Below are 26194 nucleotides of genomic sequence, written 5' to 3'. Positions count from 1 at the left end.
TGACATGAACCGCAGCGTCCCACGAAGCTCGCTACTCGCCGCCAGCGCGCTTGGAGCGATCTGGTTTGCCTCGGTAGCCCATGCCGAGGCGCCGGTCACCGCAGCGGCCTCGGCATCTGCTGACACCATGGAAACGGAGTTCCGCGCGCCACCCGTTTCTGCGCGCCCCCGCGTATGGTGGCACTGGATGAACGGCAACATCACCGAGGAGGGGATTCGCAAGGAGCTCGAGTGGATGAGCCGGATCGGCCTTGGCGGCGTCCAGAATTTCGATGCAAACCAGGATACGCCGCAAGTCGTCGCCAAACGTCTCCCTTACATGAGCCCGGATTGGCAACGCGCTTTCAGGGTGGCCGCTTCAACGGCCGACAAGCTCGGCCTTGAACTCGGCATCGCCTCGTCGCCGGGCTGGTCGGAAACTGGCGGGCCATGGGTTCGCCCGGAAGACGGCATGAAAAAGCTCTCCTGGAGCGAAACAGTGGTCACAGGACGTCCGCGCGGCCCGCTTATGGCTCCCGCTCCACGCAACACGACCGGACCCTACCGTGATCTTCCTGGTGAGCTTGCCAATGCGCCGGCGCACTACGAGGACATCGCGACCTTTGCCTATCGCCTTGGCAACACGCGGGGTCTTTCTCCCGCGCATTATCGAGGGTCCGACGGATCGGATATCGACGCCGCGGCCTTGTCCGATGACCGGCTCACCACATCTGCGACGATAAAGACCGGCAGCCGGGACAATCCAGCGATCGTCTCGCTCGCTTTCGACAAACCGCAGACCGTTCGCTCGCTGACGTTGTTTGTGCCCGGTATCGCACCCAATCCCCGCGGGCCAGGCCTTCTTCCTCGCCTTGAATCTAGCACCGATGGGCAGTCCTGGACCAAGGTTATCGATATCCCGGTCAGTGACGCCCCCAGCACGGTCGGCTTCGCTGCCACGACTGCGACCCATTTCCGCGTGGTGTTTGCCCAGCGCGAAGGCGCGCGCGCGGCTTTCGGTAGCGGCGTTCCGCCTAAACTTGAGATCCGCGAACTGAGCCTCTCGTCCGAGGACCGGGTCAATATGTTCGAGGCGAAAGCGGGCTTCTCGACAGTATCCGACTTCTATGCCCTCGATACGGGCGTAAACGCGGATGCTTCGGCGTTGAAATCGCGCGACGTGATCGATCTGACGGACAACATCCGTCCCGATGGTACGATTGACTGGAAGCCGCCTGCCGGGACATGGCGAATCGTTCGGCTTGGTTGGTCCCTGATCGGCAAGGCCAACCATCCCGCGAGCGCGGAAGCCACCGGACTTGAGGTGGACAAGATGGATGCCGGCGCGGTGCGCCGCTATCTTGAGCACTATTTTGAAACCTATCGCACCGCTGCCGGTGCTTCGCTGTTTGGCGAGGCCGGTGTGCGGGCGCTGGTCAACGACTCCACCGAGGTCGGTCCATTCAATTGGACCGGCGACATGGCCGCCCAATTTCGCCGCCTGCGCGGCTATGAACTGACGCCGTGGCTTCCGGTACTCACCGGCGCCATCGTCGGCTCACGCCAGCAAAGCGATGCTTTCCTTTACGACTTTCGCCGGACGATCGGCGAGCTTCATGCAACCGAGCACTATGGAACGATTGCCAAGGTCGCCCGGGAAAACGGCCTGACGACATATGGCGAAGCCGTGGAGAATGCCCGCAGCACGCTCGGCGACGATATGCAGATGCGTAGCTTCGCAAGTTATCCCATGGCGGCAATGTGGTATGTCCCGCGTAATGCAACAATGCCCGGCGCCTTCGTCGCCGATGTCAAAGGCGCCGCTTCGGTTGCGCATGTCTACGGGCAGAACATCGCCGCAGCTGAATCGCTGACCTCGATCATGATGCCCTGGGCCACCGGCCCCAACGAGCTGAAGTCGATCATCGACTATGAATTCGCGCTCGGGATCAACCGCCCCGTCATCCACACGTCAGTGCACCAACCCGTCGACGATAAAGTCCCAGGCCTTTCGCTCGGCATGTTCGGGCAATACTTCACGCGCCATGAAACCTGGGCCGAACTGGCAAAGCCATGGATCGATTACATCGCCCGCAGTGCCTACATGCTACAGCAGGGGCATGGCGTTGCCGATGTCGCCTACTTCTATGGTGAGGAAGCCCCTCTGACGAGCCTCTTTGCCGGCGGGCTGCCCAGCGAAGTGCCGCGGCAATACGGCTACGATTTCCTCAACACCGACGCTCTCCTCCGCCTCGCCTCGGTCGACGGATCCGATCTCGTGATGCCCAGCGGAGCGCGCTATCGAGTGCTCTTCCTCGGCGGATCGAGCCGGTTCATGACGCTGCCCGTGCTTCAGCGCCTTGCCGATCTGGCGGAACAGGGCGCGACGATCGTCGGTGAAGCACCGGTCGCTTCACCCAGCCTCGCCGACGATCCCGCAGCCTTCGATGCCCTCGTGAAGAAGTTGTGGCTCGGCAGCGCTGTCACCCGGATCGGTCGCGGCAAGGTTGTTGCAGGTCAAGACTTGGCCTCGGCTCTGGGCTCGATCGGCGCTGTTCCTGATTTCGATTACCCAGGCGAGGAAGGCCGTTCGCTCCTCTTCCAGCATCGTCGGCTTGCCGATGGGGATGTTTACTTCGTCAGCAACCGCAAGGACCGCGCTGAGAATGTGGAAGCACGCTTTCGGATCACCGGGAAGCTGCCCGAGCTCTGGCGCGCAACCACCGGAAAAAGCGAACCGGTTTCCTACCGGATCGAAGGCGATCATACGATTGTTCCGCTCCAGCTCGCAAGCGAGGATGCGGTGTTCGTCGTCTTCCGCAAACCCGCCCAGGCAAACGCCGCAACGGTGTCATCTCCAACGCTACATACGGCCGAACAGCTCGACAAGGGATGGCGTATCCACTTCGAGCCTGATCGCGGGGCACCGGCAGGCCTGGCGATAGACACCCTTTCATCGCTGAGCGAAGACGCGGATCCCGGAGTACGCTATTTTTCCGGGGTGGCCACTTACTCGGTAGCGATGCCCGCGCCAAAAGGATGGCGCCCTGGTCAGAAGGTATGGATCGATCTCGGTGATGCACGCGACGTGGCGGAAATCTCGATCAATGGGAAACGCGTGGGCTGCGTCTGGCATGCGCCTTTCAGGATCGAGGCCACGCCGTTCCTGCAGTCAGGGACCAACCGGCTTGAGGTCAAGGTCGCCAATCTATGGGTGAACCGCCTGATCGGTGACCAGCAGCCGGGTGCCACAAAAGTCGCCTGGACCGCGTTTCCGGCCTACAGCAAGACGTCGAAGCTTCGGCCTTCCGGGCTCTTGGGACCCGTGCGTATTCTGACCGAGAGCGCTGGGGAACCGGGCAAGTAGCACAAAAAACAAGGTCCTCTATCTGCTGACGGGCGAGAAAGAGGTCCCCTACCCCCTCGATCGGGCACGAATTGTGCGGGCGGCCACCGAATTGCACGAGGACCGCCCTTGTTGCGGGGCCAGCTTGCTGGCTCCTACCGATCTGAAACCGGCAGCTTCAGTTGGGCTTTACCGCGTCGAGTTCGGTCTGGATGGTCGCCAGCTTCTCATCGGTGAGCTGATCGCCGGCAAACTGCTGGAGCTGGGCAAGCGTCATTCCGCGGCCCATCTCGATCTGCGGGCTATTGACGATCTCGGGAATATGCTTGAGCAGAATGGCCTTCGATGCCGGATCATCCAGCATCGTGCCGAGGTCGGTTTCCTGGACCTTGTAGGCAGCTTTGGTTTTGGCAGCTGCAGGCGGGGTTTCGGCATAGGCCGTCACGGATCCCGTCATGGCCAGAGCCAAAAATACCGCCGAGAGAAGTGCGCGCATTGATAATCCTTTCCCGAACAGGAGCTGGGATCGATGCGCGTGGCGGCTCCAGCGCCGTCATCTCGATGCATCTATCCGCTGTTCAGACAGACTATCGGATCGAGCCACGATCAAGTCAATATAGCTACACATTGTATTATTTCGTCACGGCGATCATGAATTCGATCTCAGATCACCAGGACCCCGCCCCGCCGACAATGCGCTCGACGAGGGATCTCGCGACAACTTTCGCCTCATCGTCTTTGAAAGGTTCCGCTTCGGGACGTACGGCGATCGTTCCCCCCGTCACGGCCATCACCAGGTCTGCCGCGCCCTCCGGATCGCGCATTTCGAACCCTCTGGCAGGGCCATACTCGCGAATTGAAGTCGCTATGAGCGCATGGAGGCTGCGGTAGCCCTTCTGGTTGTGGCCGCTGAACCCCGATCCGGCCGTTCCTGTCAGATTGCCTGCAAGCCTGGTAATGGCGCGAACTTCGGGCTTTGTCCCCCAAAGCAGCATCGCTTCGACATAGCTGATCAGCTGCTCGACAAGATCGTGCGACAGCGCCGGATCGCGTTTGGTGTTGAGTTCGGACCACGATGCAATCTTTGCATCGATCACGGATTGGAGAAGGTCCGCCTTGTCTGAAAAGCGCTTGTAGAGGGTAGTGCGCGGAATGCGCAGGTTGGTGGCAACGGCATCCATTGAGGTGCCTTCATACCCCAACTCCAGGAACATTCGCGTGGCTTCGGTCAGGATGTCCTGTGTGATCTTGGCGGAATCGGCGGCTACCGGACGCCCTCTTCTTCTCACCGGCTTCTGATCTGCCTTCGCCGCCACTGATTGCCGCACCTTGTCCTGCACTTTTGCCGTGATCCGCGCTTTGGAATATCGATTGCCCATGTGGTAACCGATTTGGGACGACGCACAACCGGCACGTCAATGCTTCGCCGCTCCCGTGGAAGCCCCCCTTTCCGATAAATGACGCTCGGGTGCCGACTATCGTTCGTGCCGGCGAGGCTATCGCCCGTACCTTAGTTGCCATAGTCTGGTTCGTCATGCCGTTCGATACTTCCCCTCTCGCGCGCTTCGCCTTCGTGGGCGAAGTCTTCGAATGGCGCGGGCCCGCGCCCTTCTTCTTCGTTGCCGTGCCCACCGATTGCGTGGATGAGGTGCGCTATGCCGCCCGGATAGCCAGCTATGGCTGGGGCGTGGTGCCCGTGCATGCAGTCGTAAATGAAATCCCGTTCACGACCTCTCTTTTTCCGAAGGGAGACAGCTATCTTTTGCCAGTCAAGGCAGCGGTCAGGAAGACCGGCTCGATCAATCTCGCCGACAGAGTGACGGTTGAAATCCAAATCACTGCAAAACGCGATTTCGATGAGCAGCGTCCAACGATCTAAGGCGAGGGGTGGCTCGCTGCGGCCCCGGCGGATTCCGCAAGCTGCCGCACTGGCCGCCTGGGCAGGACTTTGGCTGCAGCGAGTTACGGGGGGCAATATGCAGATGCCCCCCATCCCGGTCAGATCGTTGAGCGAACCGGCCGCACGATCAAGGTATTGACGTCCACATCCGCAGGCTGCTCCACCGCATAGGCGATGGCGCGCGCGATCGCGTCCGGGGTGAGCGCGATGGAGCGGAAATCGACCATCGCCTGCGCCGCGACCGGATCGGTGATCGTGTGGGCAAGTTCCGACTCCACCACGCCCGGCGCGATGGTGGTGACGCGAATGTCGTCATGCTCCATGCGCAGCGCTTCGGAGATCGCGCGCACGGCATATTTGGTTGCGCTGTAGACACCGCAGGTCGGCCACACGGCATAGCCGCCGATCGAGGAAATGTTGACGAACTGGCCGCTGCCCTGGCCTTTGAAGCGAGGGAGGGCGGCGGCTATGCCGTGCAGGACGCCGCGGATGTTGACGTCGATCATCCGGTCCCATTCATCGACCTTCAGGCTGTCGAAGCGCGACAGCGGCATCAGGCCCGCATTGTTGACCAGCACATCGACGCGGCCATATTCGGCCTCCGTCGCGGCGATGAACGCCTCGAAATCGGCGCGGTCGGTGACGTCGAGCGACCGGAAGGCTACCGCGCCTCCCGCTGCGTTCAATTCCTCCGCCAGCGCGGCGAGCCGGTCGGTGCGGCGCGCTCCCAGCATCAGCTTCGCGCCGCGCGCCGCCAGCAGCCGCGCCGTGCCTTCGCCGATGCCGCTGCTGGCGCCGGTAATCGCGATGACCTTGTCCTCGATAGCCATGATAGTCACTCCTGTTCGGGCGGACCGAACCATCGATCCGATGCCCTCTACATGGCGCTATCTGGTCGGGAGGCGGTAGAACGGTCATCCGGGATGATTGCACGATATTCCAGATTGCCCGCATCGGGGTGGATCGGCCGTGGCCAGCCGTGTAGGCTGATCTTACCGACCTCTGAGGAAGTAGCGTTGATGGCGCATCAGGAACTGGCTGAGCAGATTGCCCGATACGCCGAGCGCGACGGCATCATGGATACGCCCATCGCTCGACTGGCGCTGGTCCGCTCGGCCCAGCGCGGCGAGCCGGTGCATATGGTGCAGCGCCCGGCGCTGTGCATCATCGCGCAGGGGGGCAAGCGCGTGCTGCTGGGCGATGCGGTGATAGACTATGGCCCCGCCAGCTATCTCGTCGCCTCGCTCGACTTGCCCATCACGGGCGCGGTGACGCAGGCGAGCGCGGACGCGCCTTATCTCTGTTTTTGCCTCTATCTCGACCCCGCCCTGCTGTCGGAGATCGCGCTGACCCTGCCGCCCCTGCCGGCGGGCGCGGATGAGAGCAGCGGGATGACGTTACACCCGATGACGCCTGAACTGATCGACGCGGCGACGCGGCTGACGGCATTGCTCAGCGATCCAGTGAATGCGCCGCTGCTCGCACCGCTGATCGAGCGGGAATTGCTGGTGCGGCTGATGACCGGGCCGGGCGGAAGCGTGCTGCGAGCCATCGCCAGCGGCGAAAGCCGCACCGGCCAGATCGCGCAGGCGATCGCCTGGCTCAAGACCCATTTCCGCGAGCCGTTCAGCGGTGCGCACCTTGCCGCTTTGGCCGGCATGAGCCTGTCGAGCTTCCATGACCACTTCCGCCGCGCCACCGCCATGACCCCGCTGCAATATCAAAAGCAGCTGCGGTTGCAGGAAGCGCGGGCGCTGATGCTGGCCGACCGGCTCGACGCGGCAGAGGCGGGCTTCCGCGTCGGCTATGACAGTCCTTCTCAGTTCAGCCGCGAATATCGTCGACTCTTCGGCGCCCCGCCCGTCCGCGACATGGGACGGCTAAGGGCGAAGCCGCAGATGGCGATGGTGATCTGAAAGGGCCGGGGCGGAATTGCTCAGTTTCAAGTTCGGTTCTGACGTCGGAACGACCAGGGAACCGGCGAGCTGTTCGAAAAGCCGGCGCTCAGCCTGGATACGATGCGCGGCAAGAACCTGGCAGAGTATTCCCTCGTCACCAGGGCAGTGCCAGAAGTCGGATACTTCGGCCAGCGCCTCACGCAGCGTTTTCGCCGCTTCCCGGTCTGCAGCCGTGATTGCAAGCATAGTCAACTCATGTTCCTCTGAATGCTGGATTCCAGCAAAACAGCTGGCCTAGAAGTGATACCGGACAGCCGTGCGGCAGAAGCGCTGCTATGAGCGCTTCTGCCGCACGGCCTTTACCAGGACCCAAACAAACGTCTCTACACAGAGCGTTTCATCGAGCCGAAAAGCTTCAGGGTACCCTTGTGCCGCGACCAAAGAAGAAGCCGAGAACCAGGATTACGGCCGCCACCAGCAGGAAGACCTTTGCGAGACTGGCCGAGAGGCCTGCAACGCCGCCAAAACCCAGAAGCGCAGCGATCAATGCGACGACAGCAAAAATTATTGCCCAGCGAAACATGAGTGCTCTCCCTTAGACTAACTACACCAACGCTGCGCCGACATGTTCGGAGCAGCTCGTTCTTTAGAACTTTCAAGCTGTCCCGATGTTCCACGAAACCTCGGCAGTGATATCGCGCATGTAGATGTCCTTGTTGATCGGTCAGGAGACTGGCGAGAGTTCGGATCGTTGCCCGGCTCGACGCGCAGCCATTGCGGCAAGGAATGCGGCAAGGACCAGCAGAGCCGCGCTGACTTCGAAAGTGGCCCGCACGCCGGTGGCATCGAAGATGGCGCCGCCCATGGTCGCGCCGAGCGTGATGGCCAGTTGAATGACAGCGACCATCAATCCGCCGCCGGCCTCGGCATCATCGGGAAGCACCTGAGAGAGCCAGGTAAACCATCCTACCGGCGCCGGTGTGGCAATCAGGCCCCATGCCGCAAGCAGCAGGACGGTCGGCCAGAACGAGCCACCGAAGCTTGCCAATGCAAGGGCAACGCCAGCCATCAAGGCCGGTATGACCACGAGCACCCTGCGCAGGTTCATTGCGACGAGCGGCCCTATGGCGGCCGTTCCGGCAAGACCCGACAGGCCGATCAACAGCAGGATGATCGATAGCCAGGATATGTCGACATGGGTGACGGTTTCGAGAAACGGGCGCAGGTAGGTGAAGAGGGCGAACTGCCCCATGAATAGGACAGCTACGGCGATCAGTCCGATGAAAATGCCGGGCTTGCTCAAAAGGGTGATGACGCTCGGTTGCCGCGATCCGTGCTGGGCAGGAAGCTTGGGAAGGCTGACTGCCTGCCATATCAGCGCGAGCGCCGCGAGCGGGACAAGACAGAAAAATGCGCCGCGCCAGCCCACGACAGAGCCGAGCAAACTGCCCATCGGCGCCGCCACGGCCGTCGCCAATGCACTTCCGCCCTGAAGCGTCGCGATGGCCCGTGGAAGAAACGCTCCATTCGAGATGCGCATGAGCACTGCCGTCGACATAGACCAGCAACCGCCGATTGCGATTCCGAGAACGGCCCGCCCAGCCAGCAGCACCGGATAACTCGGGGCGAAGGCGACGATGGCGCCGGATACGATCATAAGCCCCGTCAACCACAGGATCACAAGCTTGCGATCGAGCTTGCGCGTGAGCGACGATATCGAAAGGCTGGTCAGAACAGCGAACAGACCGGACGCGGCAATGGCCTGTCCGGCCTGCCCTTCGCTGATGATCATGTCGCGCGCCATCGGGGTAAGGAGGCTGACCGGAAGAAACTCCGACGACACCAGCGCGAAAGCACACAGTGTCATTGCCAGAACTGCACTCCATGGTGCAGCGCCGGGCCCCGCGTCATCCGCGGTCGTGGTTATCGGAACATGCATGCTTTTACCTTGAATGCGCGGATCTGCTGCCGCGTGCCATGTCGATGCTCGGCAACACGGCAGAGGCACCGTTCGCTGGGGCGCCTGACCAATTGGTGACGAAGCCCTGCTCCGCCATCCTGGTGGCATAGAAGTTCGCGCTCTGCTCCTTCACCGCGCCCATTAGATGGCCTACGACAAGGGCGCCGTGGCGGCGGCCTCGATCCAGATCGTCGGCCATGAAGAGATTGCCGGCGACGGTCATGCCGTATTGGTTTCTGAAGGTGACTTTCTCGATCGTGACGCGGTCACTCACGTAGAAATTATCTGTGCCGTTGGACATGTCTTGTGCCTCCGCGAATGGGATGGTGAAGGGAAGGAAGCCAAGTGCAACTGCGCTGGCAGAGAGTTGCAGAATGGAGCGCCGGGGGGTTCCTGAAGACGCCCAGGCCTGGTGCCAGGCCTGGTGTCCGAACGGCTCGTGTCTGGGCATGGGATGTCTCCATTGGAAAGCGAGCCCCTCCACCGCGAGCTTTGTCTTTGAGAAGGCTATTGGCTTCAGGCGCCATGCGTCTGCCTGGCAGAGCGCCAATTTGCGCATCGAGGCGGCGCAAGGCCGGTGGGTGTGGCAACGAAAATCGTCATGGCCACCATCTAGGCGCGGGCGCCATCATGCATTAGCCTGAAAGATGAACATGCAGCACTGAGTGAAATTCAATAATGCAACGTGAGACCATGGCTGAAGCGCTACGCTACCGCGAGCAGTGAGTTGGAAACCCCTCGTTCGCCCAGACGATCATTCCCGAAAGCATCGCCGCCGACGGATACCGACATTCCAGGCAGCGTTTATGCTATTGCGAATTGAGATCATCACGGATATCGCCAACCGGGCCTGGGCGCTTCAGCTCCCGGGCTGATCGCGTCGGTGCCTTGGAAAAGGCTTAAAAGGGAACACGGTGAAAGGGCTCTGCGCCTTTGAATCCGAGGCTGTCCCTGCAACTGTGAGCGGCGAGCGCGATGCACATGTGCGGACGGGAAATGCCCGAGCCGCCAGCCACTGGGCCGGACGCTAAATCCTGCGAGGCCTGGGAAGGCCGTGCATCAAGCTATGACCCGCAAGCCAGGAGACCTGCCGTCGCACCGGTCGCTCTTGCCTGACCCAGGGGATGGTCTTGGCACGGTCAGTTTTCTCCGTCTGAGCGACGAGAATGCGGCGGAGGCCGCATCGGTGTCGTGCGTCAGCCGCCTTTTGGGGTGTCCGGCCACCGCGCGCGCCGACCGTTCGCGCGGACGCCTCCTGCCCGGTGTTGCTCGACGCCCCGGGGGATTGCATTGAGACAAAATACCAAGACCGCGCTGCTTTCAGGAAGCCTCGCATTATCGTCGGTTCCCACGATGGCGGCTGCTGCCGAGACCGAGCCCGCCGACAATACGATCGTCGTCACGGGCAAGACCGGGGCTTACAACGTAACCCGCTCCAGCAGCGCGACGCGCACGGACACGCCCTTACTCGAAGTGCCGCAGTCCGTGACCGTGCTGACGCGGCAGGTGGTCGACGATCTGCAAGCGAACCGTGTCGAGGACGTGCTAGCCTATGCCGGCGGCATCACGCGCGGCAACAACTTCGGGGGCACCGGTCTCACCGACTACAACTTGCGTGGTTTCACAACCTCGGAATACTTCCGCAACGGTTTTCCGATGAACCGCGGCTATCCGCCGGCACCGGACTCCATCGCCGTCGAGCGCGTGGAGGTGCTGCGTGGCCCCGCTGCCCTGCTGTATGGTCGCGGAGATCCGGGCGGCACGTTCAACATCGTTTCGCGCGGACCTGCCGACAGGATGGCCCAGACCGTCAGCGGCCGGATCGACAGCTTCGGCGGTTGGCGCGGAACGGTCGATGCCACCGGTCCCATCGATAGCGCAAAGACCGTGCGTTACCGCCTCGGCGCGGCCGTGGAAGGTGGCGACAGCTTCCGCGATCATGTCCAGTCCGACCGCATCGTGGTTGCGCCGGTCGTCGCCTGGGATGCCTCGCCGGACCTGACGTTCACTCTCAGCAGCGAGTTCGTGCAGGTGAAGACCCCGCTGGACCGCGGCAATCCCGCCTTCAGCAACCAGCTCGACATCGCCATTCCCGCTTCACGGTTCTTCGGCGAGCCGTCCGTAGGCCGGTGGCGCGTGCGCAATGGCCTTGGCAGCCTCGTCGCGGAATACAAGCTGGCGCCCGACTGGAAGCTGCGGGCGGGAGCCCAGTATTACAATGGCGAGTTGGGCGGCCCCGGCATCCAGGCCTCCAGTCTGCGCGCAGATGGCCGCACCCTGGTGCGCACTTATAGCGAGCGTACCTTGCGGTGGCGCGATCTGGATGCACAGGTGAACCTGACCGGCCAGTTCGCCACCGGCAGCGTCGAGCACGAAGTGCTGCTGGGCGCCGAGTTCGAAGCCTTCCACTATACCGAGGTCATCCGCAATTCGAGCCCGACGCTGTCGCCCTTCACGCTGGACATCTTCGCGCCTGTCTATGGCTCCGCAATCCCGCCGCTGAACGGCACGTTCACCAGCATCCGCACCCAGACGCGCACATTCGCGGGCTACGCCCAGGACCAGGTGTCATTGCTGCCCTGGCTGAAGCTGCTGGTCGGCGGACGACTGGAGCGATACGAGAGCGACAACCTGAACTTGCGCAACGGGGTCACTTCTGCGTTCAAGCAGACGGTATTTACGCCGCGCCTTGGGACCGTCTTCGTGCTGGCTCCGCAAGTTTCGGTCTACGGCAGCTATGCCCGCTCCAACAAGCCGAACACCGCAGCGGACGTGAACGGCAACGTCATCGCGCCGGAACGCGGCACCAGCTACGAGGCCGGTGTGAAGCTGGAACTGCTGGACGGCAGGCTGAGCGCAACGGCGGCGCTGTTCCACACCACCAAGCAGAACGTCGCGACCACTGACCTGGACAATCTGGATTACAGTATCGCCGCCGGCGAAGTGCGCAGCCGGGGCATCGACTTCTCGATCACGGGCAACCTGACCAGGGCATGGCGGATCGTGGGCGGCTATGTCTTCGCCGATACCGAAGTGACCAGGGACAATCGCCTGCGGCTGGGCCAACGCCTGCCCAACACGCCGCGCCATTCGGCCAGCCTGCTCAACGTCTACGAAGTGCAGGAAGGCGCCCTCAAGGGGCTCGGCGCGGGTGCTGGCGTCACTTACGTCGGTGGGCGCATCGCCGGCACTGCGGCGACCGCGCCTTACATCCGCTCTTACGCAACGGTGAACCTGCTGGCCTACTATCCGCTGGCCGAGAACGTGAAGCTGCAGGTCAACGTCAACAACCTGTTCGACAAGAAATACGCCGAGCGCGGCTTCGGCAGCAATCTGTATCCCGGCGCTCCGCTCAGCGCGATCGCCAGCATCACGGTCGGCCTGTGATGGCCGGCAAGACCCGTCTCGTCCGCCGAACTCAAGCAAGGATGTGCATGATGAAGACTGCCATGAAAGCCGCGATCCTCACCGCTCTGCTGCTCGCGCCCGCACTGCCCGCCCAGGCGCACGGCATCTACATTACCGAACGCTCGAAGCAGATCGTGCTGATCTACGGCGAAGGCGCCGACGATCTCGACATGGTGAAGCGGGAGCCGTTGATCGATACGGTTGCCGCCTACGATGCCGAGGTCAAGCCGATCAAGGCGCAGCACCGGATCTCGGGGCTCGCGATGCTCGTCGAAACCGAAACCAGGCCCAGGTTCGTGACTGCGATCCTGCAGAACGGCGTTTGGTCGCGGATGAAGGGCGGCGAGTACGAGAAGAAGGGCCTGGACGAGATGCCCGGCGCCGACATCTCCACCAAGAACATCAAGTATGCCGTCCGGATTCAGGGCCCGTCCGCCGGCACCGTCCCTGCGCTTCCCGGCCAGACCCTGCAGATCGTCCCCGCCGGCCCGATCCCGGCGATGCTGGGCCAGAAGCTGACGTACAAGGTGCTGTATAAAGGCCGGCCGGTGGCGGGCGCGCGCCTTATCAACGACTTCGTCAACGATCCGGACGCCAAGGAAACCGTCACCGGCTCCGACGGCACCGTCACCTTTGCCGTTCGCAATCAGGGGCTCAACGTCATCCATGCCGTCTACGACGGCCCCAGCGACAATCCCGCCAAGTATCGTAATGTCGAGCACACCGCGACGCTCAGCTTCACGCTGGAACACAGGCCGGAGTAACCCGAACGTCGCGCCGCGGCGCCATACTGGTCCGGCGGCGCGGCCAAGGCATTACAGCGAAACACGCGCGCTGGCGTAGACTTCGCCGACGGAGCGTAGCTACCGCTCGCAATCGTCACCGAGCGCGGCCGCTCTGGGCAAAACCCGCCTCCGTCAAAACCATTATCCGAAGATCCAGCCCCATACCCAGCGCACCCTGCGCCACCGCGGTCCCGATTGCCTGGTGCGACAGCGCATACTATTGTGACCATCGATCCGCGAGTTCACCCTTATGGCCATGACCTGATTGACGTTTGAGGCGAGCCGCGTCAGAGGACCCAGGCACTTTCGGGAAGCTGCCGCTTAATGTGATGGACCTGACGCACCGGGGTTTACCCGCCGGCCCCAAAGATGCTTCAAGGGTGCATGATCGCTCCTCCTGCCGAACAACTGAGACAACTCACCCTCGCCTTTGAGCGGTTCACCCGTCGTTTCAAAGTGGCTGAAGCGACTGCGGCGATCGCCAATTCGCTCAATGCCCTTGATGTGCAGGCGCTGCTCTTCATCGACGACAATCCGGACTGCAAACTGGGTGATGTCGCGAGGCATCTTCAGGTTGCGCTCACCACGATGTCGTCCTCGATCGACCGCCTCGTGCGTCGCGGCATGATCGAGCGGCACCGGCCCGAGACGAACCGCAGATCGGTGGCTCTGAACCTGACCCAAGGGGGCAAGGATACCGTGGCAGGCTACATGGAGGGCTATCAGGACGCCTGTAACGCCATGCTGGAGCCGCTCGACCCGGCAGAGCGCGCCGATTTCGTTCGCCTCACCCTGAAGATCGCGCAACACGAAACTTGAATAATACGAATATCGTACTATCCTAGCCTGATTGATGGTCAGGATGAGATAGTATGTCGAGCACGAACCGCATTGCCCTCGTGACGGGCGCCAACAAGGGCATCGGCTTTGCCATTGCGCGCCAGTTGGGCGCGCGCGGTTACAGTGTCTGGCTGGGATGCCGGGACCTGAAGCGCGGTGAAGCTGCCGCCGATACCTTGCGGAAGGCAGGCATCGATGCCCATGCCGTGCAACTCGATGTCACCGATGCCATCAGTGTCGCCGGCGCAGCAGCGACGGTCGAGCGCGAGGCTGGCTGGCTGGATGCGCTGGTGAACAACGCGGGCCTCATGTTCGCCCCGCCGCCATCCGTAGCCGAGGAATCGATCGACGAGATGGCGCAGATGTTCGAGACAAATGTTTTCGGCGTCATGCGGGTAACGCAGGCCTTTCTGCCCCTGCTCCGCAAGTCCGGTTCTGCCCGGATTGTGATGATGAGCAGTGGATTGAGTTCCCTTGGCGAGGCACTGGACATGCGCAGTGAGACCTGGCCGGTGGGCTTTGCCGGATATTGCGCGTCGAAGACAGCGCTCAACATGCTGACCGTCAAGTTGGCCAAGGAACTGGCGAGTGACGGGATCAAGGTGAATGCGGTCGATCCCGGCCTTACCTCCACGGACATGACGGGCAATGGTCCCGGCCATTCGCCCGACGAGGGCGCTCGTCCCGCGGTCGCCTTGGCAACGACGCACGCTTATGGTCCCACAGCGGGCCTTTATGCGTGCACGGATTCCGGCGATCTGCTTTTAAAGCAATGGTAATGATCGACCGCCTCCAGGGCATGGGCGATCAATGCCCAGTGACCGGTTCCGGCGTCAGCGGATAAACCAGCCGCCGCGCCGGATCAGCGGATCCGTCTTGCAAGGGTCGCTACCATGGCAAGGGTTGACGGGCTGTTGAAGCTGCGAGAACCTCAGCTTATTCGGCTCGGGCCCTTAGGCTGGTGCGCTGAGTGCCTTCCTTCACGACGATGGTGTGCACGCCCGCAACCGGAGGCCGGTCCGATTCTGCCAGCTTCCAGCGCCGCCCGTTCCTGCCCGCGATGTGTATCCTCAGGGTGCGGGCCGGACCGGCGGAGTGGTCGATCTCGAACGCGCATCGTTCGAGCCGAGGGCTCACCCGGATCGGCGTGTCAGATGCGAACCGGCCGTCATCCAGCAACTGGATATCAAGGCCAAGCTCTCCGAGGCGTGCATGGAAGCGCCGTCGCACACCGTCGCGAGGATGGATCAGAAGTTGGTCATCGCGCTCTTCAAGCACACCGGAAAGAGCGATGCGGCCGAACAGATCGTCATCGACCAGCGAGGTGGCGGCTGCGCGCAGAGCGCCGCAGAAGCCGAGGTCGATTTCGCAGGAATAGTACCACGAGCCATGCCGATGGGGCTGGTCCAGCCACGTCTCGCCGAGGGCGGCAGGCTCAAAACCGCCTCCCGCGCCGCCGTCGTTGGCCTTTCCGGGATACCAGTAGCCATAGCCGCTTTCCGGCGTCCCGCTGTTCAGCAGCGCCCAACTGCTCAACGCCGAGGCATGGCCGAGCCGCAGCAGCGGACGATAATCGGGGGTATCGTTCAAGGCATGATCGAGGATGGCCCAGCCGCCCATTTGCGCCATGTAGCTGAGCGTATAGGCATCGCCCGCCTGTCCGCGATAATCGCTGCCGAGAGTGTAGTACGAGGGCTGCAGCCATCCCCGGCAGAACAGGTTTGCATCCATCTGGCGTTTCGCGAAAGCGCGCGCCTGTTCGGGCGGGAAGCGCTCCGGTCGGTCGAGCGCATAGCGGGCAATCGCCTGCGTGGATTCAAAGCCGGTGGAATCGAATGCATATTCCGAGGCAAAGAGATCATCGACTTCGTTCACGAAGTGAGCGACTTTGCGCTCCCAGTACCCGGCCAGTTCATCTGCCTGCGCCATACGGCCTTCTAGGCGCAAGGCCTCGATCACCTCGGGTATGACCAGTTCATTGTAGAAACCGGTCGAATCCGCTTCCCAACCGATGATCTCCTTGGGGATCACGAACATGGCCCGCGCAGTGCCGAAGGCGCGTTCGAGATAGTCGGTTGCGGTAAGGCGCGTGTGGAAGCCGTGCCGGTCGCGCGCGATGCGATAGAGCGCGAAATAGAGGAGCGCGATGTGGGGGTAGTCATAGGGCCGCCAGAAGTGCTTGCGGCCCTTGTCGCCCGGATCGACACTGTCGCGGTTCCGCTTCCAGTCTGGAATGCCGTAAAGCGCGTAAGGCCATTGCTCCTCGGTCGTGCGCTGGAGGCCGCCCCAGACGAAGTGCTCGACGTAGTCGTCCAGGGCGTCGATTTCGGCCTGCACCGGGTATTCCGCGTTTTTGGCGGCAAGGAAGGCGGGCTTGGAGAGGCCCGGGTCATCGCAGGTCACCTCGTAGATGCGCCAGCCCTTGATCCGGTCGTAATTGTCCGGCCCGAGCAGGGTTTCGCTCTCCATGTTCCATTCGGCCAGCAGACCATCGTACCATTTCGCCGGATCGCGATGACGGTGCGCGGCAATGAAGGCCCCGCGCTTGGCGATCATCGTCTCGACCGGTTCGGTCACGAAGAATTCCAGCGTGGTCCGCCCCCCGTCCGCCTGATGCAGCGTGACGTGGTTTTCGCCGAGCCGGGCGAAGCGCAGGCGAAAGAGCTTCCGTCCGGCCCGTTCGCCAAGCGGCGTCCATTCGGTCTGCGCAGGATGTTCGGGCTCCAGCCGGACGACCGACACACTCGAACCCAGTGAAAGAGTTACGTCCAGATCGATGGGTACGGTCATGCCGGGCACGACTTCGACGTCGATCAGCCCGTGCTCGGCGATGGTCCGGCGCATCGCGGCGTAGCCATCCACGAGCAGGAAACGAACGCCTCTCCGGGCTGTCTCCCCCGGTGCGAGCGTGAGGCTGGTCGCAGGCAGGCGCCAGCGCGAGCCTGCCGCCTGCACGGCGGCGACTTCGGCGGCGGCGTGGAAAAAGACCCGATAGAGGTCTGGCAACCCCTTGGGCGCATCCCAGTATTCAAGCGCAGCGCCCTCTTCCGGAAGCATGGCAAGCCAAGGCGTAAGACTGTCTTTGCGCTGCCAGAAAATGTGCGAACTGCGTCCGGAAATGAAGCTGTGCTTGAGAACGGCGTCAGGATCGTCCTTTGCCGCGTGGATCATGTTGATCGGCAGCGGAAGGGCAAGATCGCCGAATTCCATCGGCAGGGCCGTTTCGTTGGAAAGCGTCAGGTTGAGGCGCAGCCCATCGGCTTCAAGCGCGAAACTGCATGTGACGAAAATGCCCGGAGCCAGGCGATATCGCGCCTCCAACCCATTCGCCGTCTGTTTGACATCCTCAGGTTCTTGCGTGCGCGTTTCAAAGCGTTGCCATGGGCCATCGGCGATGCGGTAATTCCCGGCGGCATTTCCCATCGCGGCGCCCGCATGGATGAAATCTCCCGGTATAGCCTTCGAGGCGGCAGAGAGACTGGTGACGCGCCCTCCGTCGAAGCCCAGCCTGAAGGGCTTTCCGGGGGACGCAAATAAGGCAGTCACCTTTCGCGGCACGAGCGGAGGCGACGATGATGCGGCCTGCAGCGGCGCCTGAAGCGCGGGCATGAATACGCCCGCCAGTCCGGCGCGGATCAGCCCCCGTCGGTCAAGCGGGCCATACGGCGTGAAGCGAAGCTGGCGGCGAGGGATGGAGCGGCTGCCAGGCGATCGGTTGAATGCATCATCGTCAGCGCTTTCCAAGGCTCACCTCCGTCAAAGTGACGGTACGTATATCGTATATTATGAGCCAGGCAACGGCGATGATCGCCCTGGCCGAGCGTGAAGCAACTTGACAAATTTGTATGAAAAATATCGTATACGAATCGTTCGTGACAAATTGTTGCGGATCAGGGAGCGATAACCAAATGATAAATCATCGGATCTCCGTAGCAGGGCTACGGACGCTACTCATGCTCAGCTGTCTTGCGCCTTCGGCAAATGCCTATGCGCAGACGGCCCCGGTTTCTGCCGATCAATCCGCGACCGAGCGACCTGCCCAGGACATCGTCGTCACGGGATCGCGCATCCGGCGCGCCGCTGCCGACAGTCCTTCGCCGCTGGCGGTAGTCGACGCCGACCAGATCAAGGCGACCGGCACGCAGAATATCGCCGACGTCGTCAACCAGCTCCCCGCCCTTGCAGTCACCCAAACGAACCAGACGAGCAATCTCGCCGGTAACGCAGGCGTCAATGCGCTCGACTTGCGCGGCATGGGCACGCAGCGCACGCTGGTGCTGGTCGACGGGCGCCGCCAGGTGGCTGCCATTCCCGGCACATCAGCGGTGGACCTGAGCAATATCCCTTCCAGCCTCGTGCAGCGGGTCGAAGTGATTACCGGCGGCGCCTCCGCGCTTTACGGCGCCGATGCGGTCGCGGGCGTTGCCAACTTCATCCTCAAGAAGGACTTCCAGGGGATCGAGGCCAATACCCGCTACAACGCCTCGACGCGCGGCGACATGGACACGTACGGGTTCGACCTGCTCGCGGGCACGAACTTTGCAGACCATCGCGGCAATGTGACGGTCTACGGCTTCTACGAGAATACGCCCGGCACCGTGAGCGGCTCCGATCGCCCCTGGACGGCCGACGGTTATCCGATCTACGCCCGCACCAGCAGCTCCAGTCCCTATTTCATCCAGGACCACGTCCGCAACATCAACACGGCCGATGCCGCGCAAGTGGTGCTGGGCGGCAAGCTCTATTCGGTCAACCGCGACAGCGGCACCTTGCGCGATCCCATCCTCGGACCCGGCGGCCTGGTCAACGTCGTGCCGGTCAACCTCGGCACTTCCACCGACCCGCTGGGCACTTTGCTGACCGATGGCGGCGAATACAACGGCCGCTACGACGGCTGGTACCTCTCAGTTCCGTCCGAGCGCTTCAACACCCGCGCCTCGGCCAGCTTCGAGGTGAGCGACGCGCTGAAGCTCTTCGCCAACGCCACGTTCGCGCACAATACCTCGAAGGCGGGCTTCCTTCAGATGACCGCATTCGGCACCGATGTGGTTCCCGCCGACAGCCCCTATATCACTGACGAGATGCGCGCAGCCAACGGCGGCGCGGTGCCCGCCGGCGGCGTCCAGTTCGCGCGGCGCTTCATGGAACTGCCGGCTCCGGTCACGGAATACGATCGCAAGCTGTTCCAGGCCGTGGCCGGGGCGGAAGGCGATTTCACGCTTTTCGCCCAGCCCTGGAACTATTCGACCTACTACAGTTACGGCAAGACCACCCAGCGGGTGCGCGATGTCAACTCGACCGCCTACGATCGCTGGTACATGGGCATCGACAGCACGACAGGTGCCAATGGCGAAGCCGTCTGCCGCAGTACGCTCGACGATCCTGGCAACGGATGCGTGGCGATCAACCCGCTGCGCACGCTGACCCCGGAGATGATCGACTACATCACCTATACCTCGCACTGGTCGAAATCGTCACTGACGCAGCAGGTGCTCTCAGGCTATGTCTCGGGCGGCCTGTTCAACCTGCCGGGCGGTGCGGTACAGGTCGTGCTCGGCGGCGAATACCGCAGGGAGCGCAACGATATCGGCGCCATCCCCGAGTACAATCCGGACAGTCCGCTCTACGATCCGACGATCGGCACCATGCAGGGCACTCTCGTCGGCAAATATTCGGTCAAGGAAATCTACGGCGAAGTCCATGTTCCGATCCTGAAGGACACACCGTTCTTCGACACGCTGTCGCTCGACGGTGCCTTGCGCCTGTCGGACTACAGCACCGCCGGCTCGACCACGACGTGGAAATTCGGCGGCGAATGGGCGCCGATACCCGATATCCGCTTCCGCGCCACTTACGGCCAGGCGGTACGCGCGCCGAACATCGGCGAACTCTACACGGCGGACAGCGTTTCGGGCCTCTGGATCACCGATCCGTGCAATGCCTATAATCTCGCCAACCGCGCGACCCGCACGCAGTACACGGCAGCCAACTGCGCGGCGATCAACCCGGCCGATACCGTAAGCTACTGGCTCTACCGCGACATCATTTCGAGCGGTAATCTCGACCTGAAGCCGGAGACCGCGAAGACCCTGACGCTCGGCGCCGTGCTGCAACCGCGCTTCGTGCCGGGGCTGTCGCTCACGGTCGATTACTACAACATCGACCTGCGTAACGCGATCGACGCCTTCGGCGCCCAGATGCTGATCGACAAGTGCGTGGACCAGCCCTCGCTGGACAACATCTTCTGCCCACTCATCCAGCGTGACGCCAACGGCAATCTCGAATCCGTGATGACGCAGAAGCTGAACCTGTCCCAGTACCTCACCCGGGGGATCGACTTCGGACTGAGCTACAGCCTGGCGCTCTCGCGGCTGGGCCTCGCCGACGATGCGGGCAAGCTGTCGATCGACGCCAACTACACCCGTCTCCTCAACCGCCGCTATACGCTCGACCCCACCGATCCGGGCTCGATCACCGAGTACGCGGGCATCTTCGGATCGCCCAAGTGGAAGGGCGTGGTCCGCACGACCTACTCGCGCGAGGGTATGGGCTTTACCTGGAGCCTGCGCCACTTCTCGCCGATGAAGGCGGCCACCACGATCACGCCGGACAAGTACAGCAAAGTCTGGACACCGAACGTGTTCTATAACGACTTCTCGGCCTTCGTGGCATTGACCGATAACATCGAGCTGTCGGGCGGTCTCAACAATGCCTTCGACCGCAAGCCCCCGCGTATACCGGGTGCCGAAGCCGGCGGCGCCAACTTCGAACTGAGCTACCAGTCGGGCGTCTACGACGTGATCGGGCGTACGTTCTTCCTCAGCCTGCGCTTCCACCGCTGACCATCGGGCAGGCCCGGCTCCGTCTCGCCGGATCCGGGCCTGCCTTCAAAACCGGAGCAGATCGATGATCCTGCCCCTCCTATTTCGCTTTGCCCCCACCCTCGCGCTTGCGCTCCCGCTCCCTACTGCCGCCTTCATGGATAAAGCGCGTCGTCGCTTCAAGGAGGCGGGGAGGCAGAGCGGCGATCACATGGCCGACAGTCAGGGATTCCGCGTCGCCGATGGTCAGCTCGACGCCCTTCGGCAAGAGAGCCATCGCCGTCACGCGGGCTTTGAGCCTGATCCGCTCGGCCGGCAGATCGCGGGCCAGCGCACGGACAAGGGATGACGTTCCCCCGACCAGCCGCATGCTCTGCTGATCCTGCACGACGCCCCGATAGCGCTGGGCAGCTTCGCGTGACATGCGCTCGAAGATCACATCGCCGTCGCTATTCTGGCAGAAAGCGGCAAGGCCCAGCTCCTCCACCAGTTCGGCGATGGCTGGCTGCATATGCGGCCAGTACCAGGACGGCCCCAAGTCGAACCCATCCTCGCTCGGCAGACCATCCGCGCCGACCGACAGGATGCGTCCCCCAAGCGTTCCCGGGCCTCGAGCAAGACGAAGTCCACGTCTGCGGCCTGCAACAGGCGGGCGACCGTCAGTCCCGCCAATCCACCACCGATGATCGCAACTTTGTCCGTCTTCACAGCTATTCCTCAATTTTGTTTGGCGACATCAGGTGGCTGGCCAGATTTCGGCGATCGCTCTGCCTGCCGCGTACATGCCAAAGCCAAAGACCGAATGGCCGATCACGCTTTTCATGCGGGTCACGTTTGGCCGGGGTGTCTTCGACCCCGCGATACCAGACCCCATGCCCGGCATCATGATGAAATAGGGCGCCGCGAGGAGAACCCATGAGACGATCATCGGCGGAAGCAATGTCGGGCGGGCAATCCATGGGGACCCCCAGAATATGAGCAACAACAGGCCGTAGCCGATACCGATGATATAGTGGGCGCCCCAGCCGATCATTGCCTCGCCGGCGATGGGCCCGACCTTGGCCATGTCGGCGTGGATGAACCGGCCGCGGGGCATATTGCCGATCCATCGGCCTACCATCCGCCAATTGACCGGCGGCACCTTGAACAGCCGGGCAAGCAGCAGCGCCCAGAGATCGATGGTAATCGTGCCTCCGACCCCCACCAGCATGAATTTGACCAGTTCCGCCACAGCCACCCTTTCCTAGATCACCGGATCGAAGGACTCGTCCTCGAATGGGCAGACATCGGCATGAAGCAGCGGCGCTGACTTGATCCACGCCGCCGCGCCGTCGGCACCCGCAATCGCGTGCAAGGGCTCGCCCTGCGGTATGCGGAGCCAGCCCCATTCGCCTAGTCTGGAGCCCTCGATCTCGATCGAGCCGGAGAGGACCAACAGCTCCAATCCTTCCGGATTGACCATGGCGATCTCAGCGCCGGGGTGCCATGTCTCGATCATCACATGCTCGGATGGGCTTTCGAACAACAGCCGGGTGGCTTCGACGCCGGGCGACTGCGCGGCGGCTTCCCTCTCGCCAGGCCGTCGAACGACCTGCTCGCTATCGGCGGCGCTGAACTGCCAGAGCTTGACGAAGATCGTGCAGCCCGGAGCGCTGGCGGGAGCATGGCTCGTCCCGGGGGGATTGCGGATATAGCTGCCCGCCGGGAAATCGCCGGTCTCGTCCTGAAAGACGCCATCGAGCACGAAGATCTCCTCGCCGCCAGGATGATCGTGACGCGAGAAGCTGCTCCCCGGCGCATAGCGCACAATGGAGGTGGCGCGCGCTTTCTCTCCGCCGATGCGGAACAGCATACGCCGATCGACGCCGGGCATGGGGCTCGGCACCCAGTCCATGTCCCCGGCATGAACGATAGTGCGGGTCGTAAGATCGTCATGGATCATCATGGCTCAAAGCTCCGACCGGCCGCCATCGACCACGATTTCCGCGCCGAGCATATAGCTGGAGGCATCGCTGGCGAAAAATGCGACCGCGCTCGCAATCTCCTCGGGCCGTCCCATCCGTCCAAGCGGCACTTGCGCGCCGACGCGCTCGGCATAGGCGCGGAAGTCCGCCTCGCTTTGACCATTACCGCGATGGATCGGCGTCTCGATCGAGCCGGGGCTGACTGCATTGACCCGGATTTTTCGGTCGAGCAGTTCGGCCGAGAGGGTGCGGGCAAAAGAGCGCACGGCCGCTTTGGAGGCGGACAATATCGCCCGCCCCGGCGAGCCGACCTGATTGAGCCAGGACGTGTTGAGGATGATCGAGCCGCCCTCGCGCATCAGCGGCAGAACCGCCTGCACGGTGAAGAAGACGCCTTTCACGTTCACATCCATCATCCGCGTGTAAGTCGCCTCGTCCGTGGTCGCGATCGGGGTGCCCAGGGCGATACCCGCATTGGCGAACAGGATATCGAGCTCACCAAAGGCGCGTTCGAGATCGCCGCGCATCCGGGCCAGATCCGCCAGCGATGCGACATCGCCCTGGATCGTGACGACATCGTTGCCCAACTCCTCCTGCGCGCGTTCGAGCCTGTCGCGCGAGCTACCCATGATGGCGACGCGGGCGCCCTGGCGGCTCAGCAGCTTGGCCGTAGCCAATCCTATGCCGCTCGATCCGCCCGTGATGAGCGCGGTCTTTCCCTTGAGCATCATCAGATCGCCAGCGCGACAAGGAAGCGGGACACCATGTTATAGGCGGCCACCGTTGCAACCGCTTCGACCGTCTGCTGCTCCCCGAAGAGAATCTTGAGCTTCTCGATGACCTCCTGGCCAACCTCCACATTGCGGGTCGACTGATCGGTCAGGGTGAGCAGCGCCGCCTCCCCCTCGTTAAAGACCGCATGGATCCCGTCGATGCGCAAGGCCTCGCATTTCGCTTCGGTGCCGCCGGCGTCGAGATAGGCAGGCTTGTGTACGCGCCATTCGAAGTCGGCGCGGTTGAGCACGGCCACCCGGCGCATGATGAGTTCGCGATATTCGAGTTCAAGCGAGAATTGCGAACGCACACGACCGAGCAGGCCGTTCCAGCCCGTCGCCAGCGGGAAGCTCTTCAACAGCACACGGTCAATGCCGATCAGTTCGCCATTTGGACGACGCGCCCGCATCTCGGCCAGAAGATCATCGGGGGCTGGATCGCCATCCCGCCAGGGCTTTACGCGGACATTGCTCATCATGGGGTCTTTCAGTTCGCTCGTTCGGTACGGATCATCGGGCATCGGCGCACGTCCGGCGAGGAAATCGAGCGATATCGAAAAGAAAGAAAATCTTTCTCGACAGACCAGGGCGCGCTATCGGACAGTCATGCGCAATCTGACCCGTCTCAAATCCCTTCAGGCACTCGAGGCCGCCGGCCGCCATGGCAGTTTCGTTGGCGCCGCCAGCGAACTCGACGTGACATCCGCCGCCGTGGGGCAGCTGGTTCGCTCGTTGGAAGATTGGGTGGGATATCCGCTTTTCCGTCGCACCCGCTCAGGCACCGAAAGGCTGACGCCAGTGGACGAGGCACAGGACGCGCTGGAGGACATCGCGCAAGGCCTGGACCGCCTTGAAGCGGGCCTCCGGAAGTTGCGCGGGCGAGCGGCGCGCTCGGTCGTCGTGGTCACCGCCTCGCAGGCGCTGGTCGCCAACTGGTTGCTGCCCCGGCTCAACGAATTCGCAGTGCTGTATCCCGCTATCGACGTCCGACTGGACGTATCGGATCGGGTAATCGATCTCGGCCAAGGCGAGGCGGACATCGGCATCCGCTGCGGCTTGGGATCGTGGAAGGGCGTGAAGGCGACATATCTGATGGGGGAGGAAATCATCCCGGTCTGTCATCATCGGCTGCTGCCGCAGGGCGAGCAGGCCACAGCGGGATGGATTGCCGAGCAAACGCTGATCTATGACGGCACCGCCCATCCCGGCGGCGGCTTCCCGACGTGGGCGGAATGGCTCGCCCGCGCTGGCGCCAACCAGGCTCCGTCCCATCGCGGGCTCAAGATCAACTCGACGGCGGCAGTGATCCATGCGGCGGTTGCTGCGCAAGGCGTCGCTCTGGTCCGCAAAGCCCTGGTCGCGCAGGAGCTTGAGAGCGGCCGTCTCGTGCAGCTGTTGCCGGAGCGGCGATGGCCGTTGAAATGGGCCTATTATGTCGCGGCTTCTCCGAAGGCGTTGCGCCGATCGGAAGTGGGCGCTTTTCACGACTGGCTCATATCGAAGGGTGTTGCTCAGACCGGCGAATAGCAGCGTGCAAATCTCGCCATGACCGTTTCGGGCGATAACGGTCGTTTACATGCTAGTCGCCAAATGGTGTCATCTAGTCGCAGTTTCCCATACCTACGAGGCCTCGCCGATGTGCTCACGCAGCCAGAGGGCCTCATCGCTTGGATTGCGATGGAAATGACGTTTGAAATCACGGCTGAACTGCGCCGGGCTAGCGTAGCCGACCTGCATCGCGACCGTCGCTATGGGAGCTTCGCGCCGCGCGATCATCATGCGCGCCTCGTGCAAGCGCATGGCCTTGATGTACTGCATGGGCGAACTTCCGGTGAGAGCCTTGAATCCGGAGTGGTACGAAGCAACGCTCATCCCCGCAGCCTTAGCCAGGGCGGGAACCGTAAGTTTCTCGTGATAGCGTTCGCGGATCTCTGACAGGCTCTTCACGACCCGGTCCGCCGTCCCTTCGTGGTGAAGTGCGGCCAATAGCGGCCGAGCTTGCGGCCCCATCATCACGCGAAAATGCAATTCACGGATAAGCCCGGGACCCAGGATAGCGCACTCCTGCGGGGAGTGCAGAGCCACCAGCAACCGTCGCAGCACATCGCGAATGGAGGGCTCCATTGGGCTCGAAACCAGGCTGCGTGCTTGCTCGCGGGCGTGCGACGCGTCCGGCCTAGCCATCACTGCGGCGATCTCGGCCGCGAGAGGAAGGTCGAAATCGAGATAGATGGCGAGCAAGGGCCTGCCTGCATCCGCCTGTGAGGCCATGCGGAATGGCACGGGCACCGAGATGGCGAGGTAATGATCGGCATCGTAGCGATACACATTGCCATCGAGAAAGCCCTGCTTTGATCCCTGTAAGACAAAAACGGCTCCAGGCCGGTAAAGCACCGGCACGTCCTCGAGCATGGCTTCCGAACGCAGGATGCGCAGGCCGGGAAGGCCAGTCGAATTGTACCCATGCCGCGGCGCGAGCTCGGCCGCAATTTCGACAAGATCAGTCATGTTCCGGGAATC

General features: G+C 62.7%; 23 protein-coding genes and 1 riboswitch. Of the genes, 9 read left to right on the top strand and 14 right to left on the bottom strand.

All coding sequences use genetic code 11. From position 1 onward, the window contains the following. Positions 1–4: 4 nt before the first annotated feature. Positions 5–3346, top strand: coding sequence for a glycosyl hydrolase (locus tag EDF58_RS10990; RefSeq protein ID WP_132265409.1), 3342 nt, complete (start codon positions 5–7; stop codon positions 3344–3346). 157 nt (positions 3347–3503) lie between these two features. Here the strand turns inward: EDF58_RS10990 and EDF58_RS10985 are convergent, their stop codons facing one another. Together EDF58_RS10985 and EDF58_RS10980 are read right to left on the bottom strand one after the other, a co-directional pair. Continuing rightward, entirely contained in the window at positions 3504–3821 is a 318-nt protein-coding gene (locus EDF58_RS10985) for a hypothetical protein (protein ID WP_132265407.1), read from the bottom strand. Between the two features lie 172 nt (positions 3822–3993). After that, positions 3994–4704: a TetR/AcrR family transcriptional regulator gene (locus EDF58_RS10980; protein WP_132265405.1), complete on the bottom strand. Its 711-nt coding sequence runs from the start codon at positions 4702–4704 to the stop codon at positions 3994–3996. Positions 4705–4793: 89 nt separating this feature from the next. Here EDF58_RS10980 and EDF58_RS10975 point away from each other — a divergent pair, with 89 nt between their 5' ends. Beyond that, a complete protein-coding gene (locus tag EDF58_RS10975) occupies positions 4794–5204 on the top strand; it encodes a DUF1905 domain-containing protein (protein WP_243654188.1) in 411 nt (136 codons plus the stop codon). 119 nt (positions 5205–5323) lie between these two features. Here the strand turns inward: EDF58_RS10975 and EDF58_RS10970 are convergent, their stop codons facing one another. Next, positions 5324–6055: an SDR family oxidoreductase gene (locus EDF58_RS10970; protein WP_132265401.1), complete on the bottom strand. Its 732-nt coding sequence runs from the start codon at positions 6053–6055 to the stop codon at positions 5324–5326. 189 nt (positions 6056–6244) lie between these two features. Here EDF58_RS10970 and EDF58_RS10965 point away from each other — a divergent pair, with 189 nt between their 5' ends. After that, positions 6245–7141, top strand: coding sequence for an AraC family transcriptional regulator (locus tag EDF58_RS10965; RefSeq protein ID WP_132266140.1), 897 nt, complete (start codon positions 6245–6247; stop codon positions 7139–7141). Here EDF58_RS10965 and EDF58_RS10960 read toward each other — a convergent pair. The 4 genes from EDF58_RS10960 to EDF58_RS26110 all read right to left on the bottom strand — a co-directional run bounded on the left by EDF58_RS10960 (position 7106) and on the right by EDF58_RS26110 (position 9534). Then, positions 7106–7369, bottom strand: coding sequence for a hypothetical protein (locus EDF58_RS10960; RefSeq protein ID WP_132265399.1), 264 nt, complete (start codon positions 7367–7369; stop codon positions 7106–7108). The two genes, EDF58_RS10965 and EDF58_RS10960, sit on opposite strands and share 36 nt — an antisense overlap. A gap of 169 nt (positions 7370–7538) precedes the next feature. Beyond that, positions 7539–7706 (bottom strand): DUF1328 domain-containing protein, encoded by a 168-nt coding sequence (locus tag EDF58_RS10955; protein ID WP_132265397.1) that lies wholly within the window; start codon positions 7704–7706, stop codon positions 7539–7541. A 141-nt stretch (positions 7707–7847) separates the two neighbouring features. Further along, positions 7848–8990 (bottom strand): MFS transporter, encoded by a 1143-nt coding sequence (locus EDF58_RS10950; RefSeq protein WP_243654187.1) that lies wholly within the window; start codon positions 8988–8990, stop codon positions 7848–7850. Between the two features lie 76 nt (positions 8991–9066). Then, entirely contained in the window at positions 9067–9534 is a 468-nt protein-coding gene (locus EDF58_RS26110; protein ID WP_207912921.1) for an alpha/beta hydrolase, read from the bottom strand. Positions 9535–9947: 413 nt separating this feature from the next. Beyond that, a riboswitch (cobalamin riboswitch) is annotated at positions 9948–10193 on the top strand. Between the two features lie 243 nt (positions 10194–10436). On the opposite strand from EDF58_RS26110, the gene EDF58_RS10940 reads away from it, so the two are divergent. From EDF58_RS10940 to EDF58_RS10925, 4 genes are all read left to right on the top strand, one after another. After that, positions 10437–12470, top strand: coding sequence for a TonB-dependent siderophore receptor (locus EDF58_RS10940; protein ID WP_132265393.1), 2034 nt, complete (start codon positions 10437–10439; stop codon positions 12468–12470). A gap of 50 nt (positions 12471–12520) precedes the next feature. Then, complete coding sequence (locus EDF58_RS10935; protein ID WP_132266139.1) at positions 12521–13255, top strand: DUF4198 domain-containing protein; 735 nt, start codon at positions 12521–12523, stop codon at positions 13253–13255. Between the two features lie 405 nt (positions 13256–13660). Continuing rightward, positions 13661–14095 (top strand): MarR family winged helix-turn-helix transcriptional regulator, encoded by a 435-nt coding sequence (locus EDF58_RS10930; protein WP_207912920.1) that lies wholly within the window; start codon positions 13661–13663, stop codon positions 14093–14095. An 80-nt stretch (positions 14096–14175) separates the two neighbouring features. Then, positions 14176–14895, top strand: coding sequence for an SDR family oxidoreductase (locus tag EDF58_RS10925; RefSeq protein ID WP_207912918.1), 720 nt, complete (start codon positions 14176–14178; stop codon positions 14893–14895). A 157-nt stretch (positions 14896–15052) separates the two neighbouring features. Here the strand turns inward: EDF58_RS10925 and EDF58_RS10920 are convergent, their stop codons facing one another. After that, positions 15053–17437 (bottom strand): DUF5695 domain-containing protein, encoded by a 2385-nt coding sequence (locus tag EDF58_RS10920; RefSeq protein ID WP_132265388.1) that lies wholly within the window; start codon positions 17435–17437, stop codon positions 15053–15055. A gap of 632 nt (positions 17438–18069) precedes the next feature. On the opposite strand from EDF58_RS10920, the gene EDF58_RS10915 reads away from it, so the two are divergent. Next, positions 18070–20958: a TonB-dependent receptor gene (locus EDF58_RS10915; protein WP_132265386.1), complete on the top strand. Its 2889-nt coding sequence runs from the start codon at positions 18070–18072 to the stop codon at positions 20956–20958. Between the two features lie 79 nt (positions 20959–21037). Here the strand turns inward: EDF58_RS10915 and EDF58_RS10910 are convergent, their stop codons facing one another. The 5 genes from EDF58_RS10910 to EDF58_RS10890 all read right to left on the bottom strand — a co-directional run bounded on the left by EDF58_RS10910 (position 21038) and on the right by EDF58_RS10890 (position 24195). Then, positions 21038–21475 carry an FAD-dependent oxidoreductase gene (locus EDF58_RS10910; RefSeq protein WP_243654186.1) on the bottom strand — a complete coding sequence of 146 codons (438 nt, stop codon included), beginning with the start codon at positions 21473–21475 and terminating at the stop codon, positions 21038–21040. Between the two features lie 198 nt (positions 21476–21673). After that, the gene (locus EDF58_RS10905; protein ID WP_207912913.1) at positions 21674–22168 is read right to left on the bottom strand and encodes a DUF2938 domain-containing protein; all 495 of its coding nucleotides are present in this window, start codon (positions 22166–22168) and stop codon (positions 21674–21676) included. Between the two features lie 12 nt (positions 22169–22180). Then, entirely contained in the window at positions 22181–22882 is a 702-nt protein-coding gene (locus EDF58_RS10900) for a cupin domain-containing protein (RefSeq protein ID WP_132265385.1), read from the bottom strand. Between the two features lie 3 nt (positions 22883–22885). After that, a complete protein-coding gene (locus EDF58_RS10895) occupies positions 22886–23632 on the bottom strand; it encodes an SDR family oxidoreductase (protein ID WP_207912911.1) in 747 nt (248 codons plus the stop codon). Continuing rightward, the gene (locus tag EDF58_RS10890; protein WP_243654185.1) at positions 23632–24195 is read right to left on the bottom strand and encodes a carboxymuconolactone decarboxylase family protein; all 564 of its coding nucleotides are present in this window, start codon (positions 24193–24195) and stop codon (positions 23632–23634) included. Before EDF58_RS10890 ends, EDF58_RS10895 begins: the two co-directional genes overlap by 1 nt. Positions 24196–24280: 85 nt before the next feature. On the opposite strand from EDF58_RS10890, the gene EDF58_RS10885 reads away from it, so the two are divergent. Then, a complete protein-coding gene (locus EDF58_RS10885) occupies positions 24281–25201 on the top strand; it encodes a LysR substrate-binding domain-containing protein (protein ID WP_132265383.1) in 921 nt (306 codons plus the stop codon). A 93-nt stretch (positions 25202–25294) separates the two neighbouring features. Here the strand turns inward: EDF58_RS10885 and EDF58_RS10880 are convergent. After that, the coding region (locus EDF58_RS10880) for an AraC family transcriptional regulator (RefSeq protein ID WP_207912910.1) at positions 25295–26194 on the bottom strand (900 nt) is incomplete at its 5' end.

The organism is Novosphingobium sp. PhB57, from assembly GCF_004342985.1.
In the GTDB taxonomy this organism is placed as follows: Bacteria; Pseudomonadota; Alphaproteobacteria; order Sphingomonadales; family Sphingomonadaceae; genus Novosphingobium.
This window is presented reverse-complemented; position numbering and strand designations above follow the sequence as displayed.

Coding starts and splice junctions, on each gene's coding strand:
- EDF58_RS10990 (WP_132265409.1), top strand. CDS start 5: ATGAACCGCAGCGTCCCACGAAGCTCGCTACTCGCCGCCAGCGCGCTT.
- EDF58_RS10985 (WP_132265407.1), bottom strand. CDS start 3,821: ATGCGCGCACTTCTCTCGGCGGTATTTTTGGCTCTGGCCATGACGGGA.
- EDF58_RS10980 (WP_132265405.1), bottom strand. CDS start 4,704: ATGGGCAATCGATATTCCAAAGCGCGGATCACGGCAAAAGTGCAGGAC.
- EDF58_RS10970 (WP_132265401.1), bottom strand. CDS start 6,055: ATGGCTATCGAGGACAAGGTCATCGCGATTACCGGCGCCAGCAGCGGC.
- EDF58_RS10965 (WP_132266140.1), top strand. CDS start 6,245: ATGGCGCATCAGGAACTGGCTGAGCAGATTGCCCGATACGCCGAGCGC.
- EDF58_RS10960 (WP_132265399.1), bottom strand. CDS start 7,369: ATGCTTGCAATCACGGCTGCAGACCGGGAAGCGGCGAAAACGCTGCGT.
- EDF58_RS10955 (WP_132265397.1), bottom strand. CDS start 7,706: ATGTTTCGCTGGGCAATAATTTTTGCTGTCGTCGCATTGATCGCTGCG.
- EDF58_RS10950 (WP_243654187.1), bottom strand. CDS start 8,990: ATGACACTGTGTGCTTTCGCGCTGGTGTCGTCGGAGTTTCTTCCGGTC.
- EDF58_RS26110 (WP_207912921.1), bottom strand. CDS start 9,534: ATGCCCAGACACGAGCCGTTCGGACACCAGGCCTGGCACCAGGCCTGG.
- EDF58_RS10940 (WP_132265393.1), top strand. CDS start 10,437: ATGGCGGCTGCTGCCGAGACCGAGCCCGCCGACAATACGATCGTCGTC.
- EDF58_RS10935 (WP_132266139.1), top strand. CDS start 12,521: ATGAAGACTGCCATGAAAGCCGCGATCCTCACCGCTCTGCTGCTCGCG.
- EDF58_RS10930 (WP_207912920.1), top strand. CDS start 13,661: ATGATCGCTCCTCCTGCCGAACAACTGAGACAACTCACCCTCGCCTTT.
- EDF58_RS10915 (WP_132265386.1), top strand. CDS start 18,070: ATGCTCAGCTGTCTTGCGCCTTCGGCAAATGCCTATGCGCAGACGGCC.
- EDF58_RS10900 (WP_132265385.1), bottom strand. CDS start 22,882: ATGATGATCCATGACGATCTTACGACCCGCACTATCGTTCATGCCGGG.
- EDF58_RS10895 (WP_207912911.1), bottom strand. CDS start 23,632: ATGATGCTCAAGGGAAAGACCGCGCTCATCACGGGCGGATCGAGCGGC.
- EDF58_RS10890 (WP_243654185.1), bottom strand. CDS start 24,195: ATGCCCGATGATCCGTACCGAACGAGCGAACTGAAAGACCCCATGATG.
- EDF58_RS10885 (WP_132265383.1), top strand. CDS start 24,281: ATGCGCAATCTGACCCGTCTCAAATCCCTTCAGGCACTCGAGGCCGCC.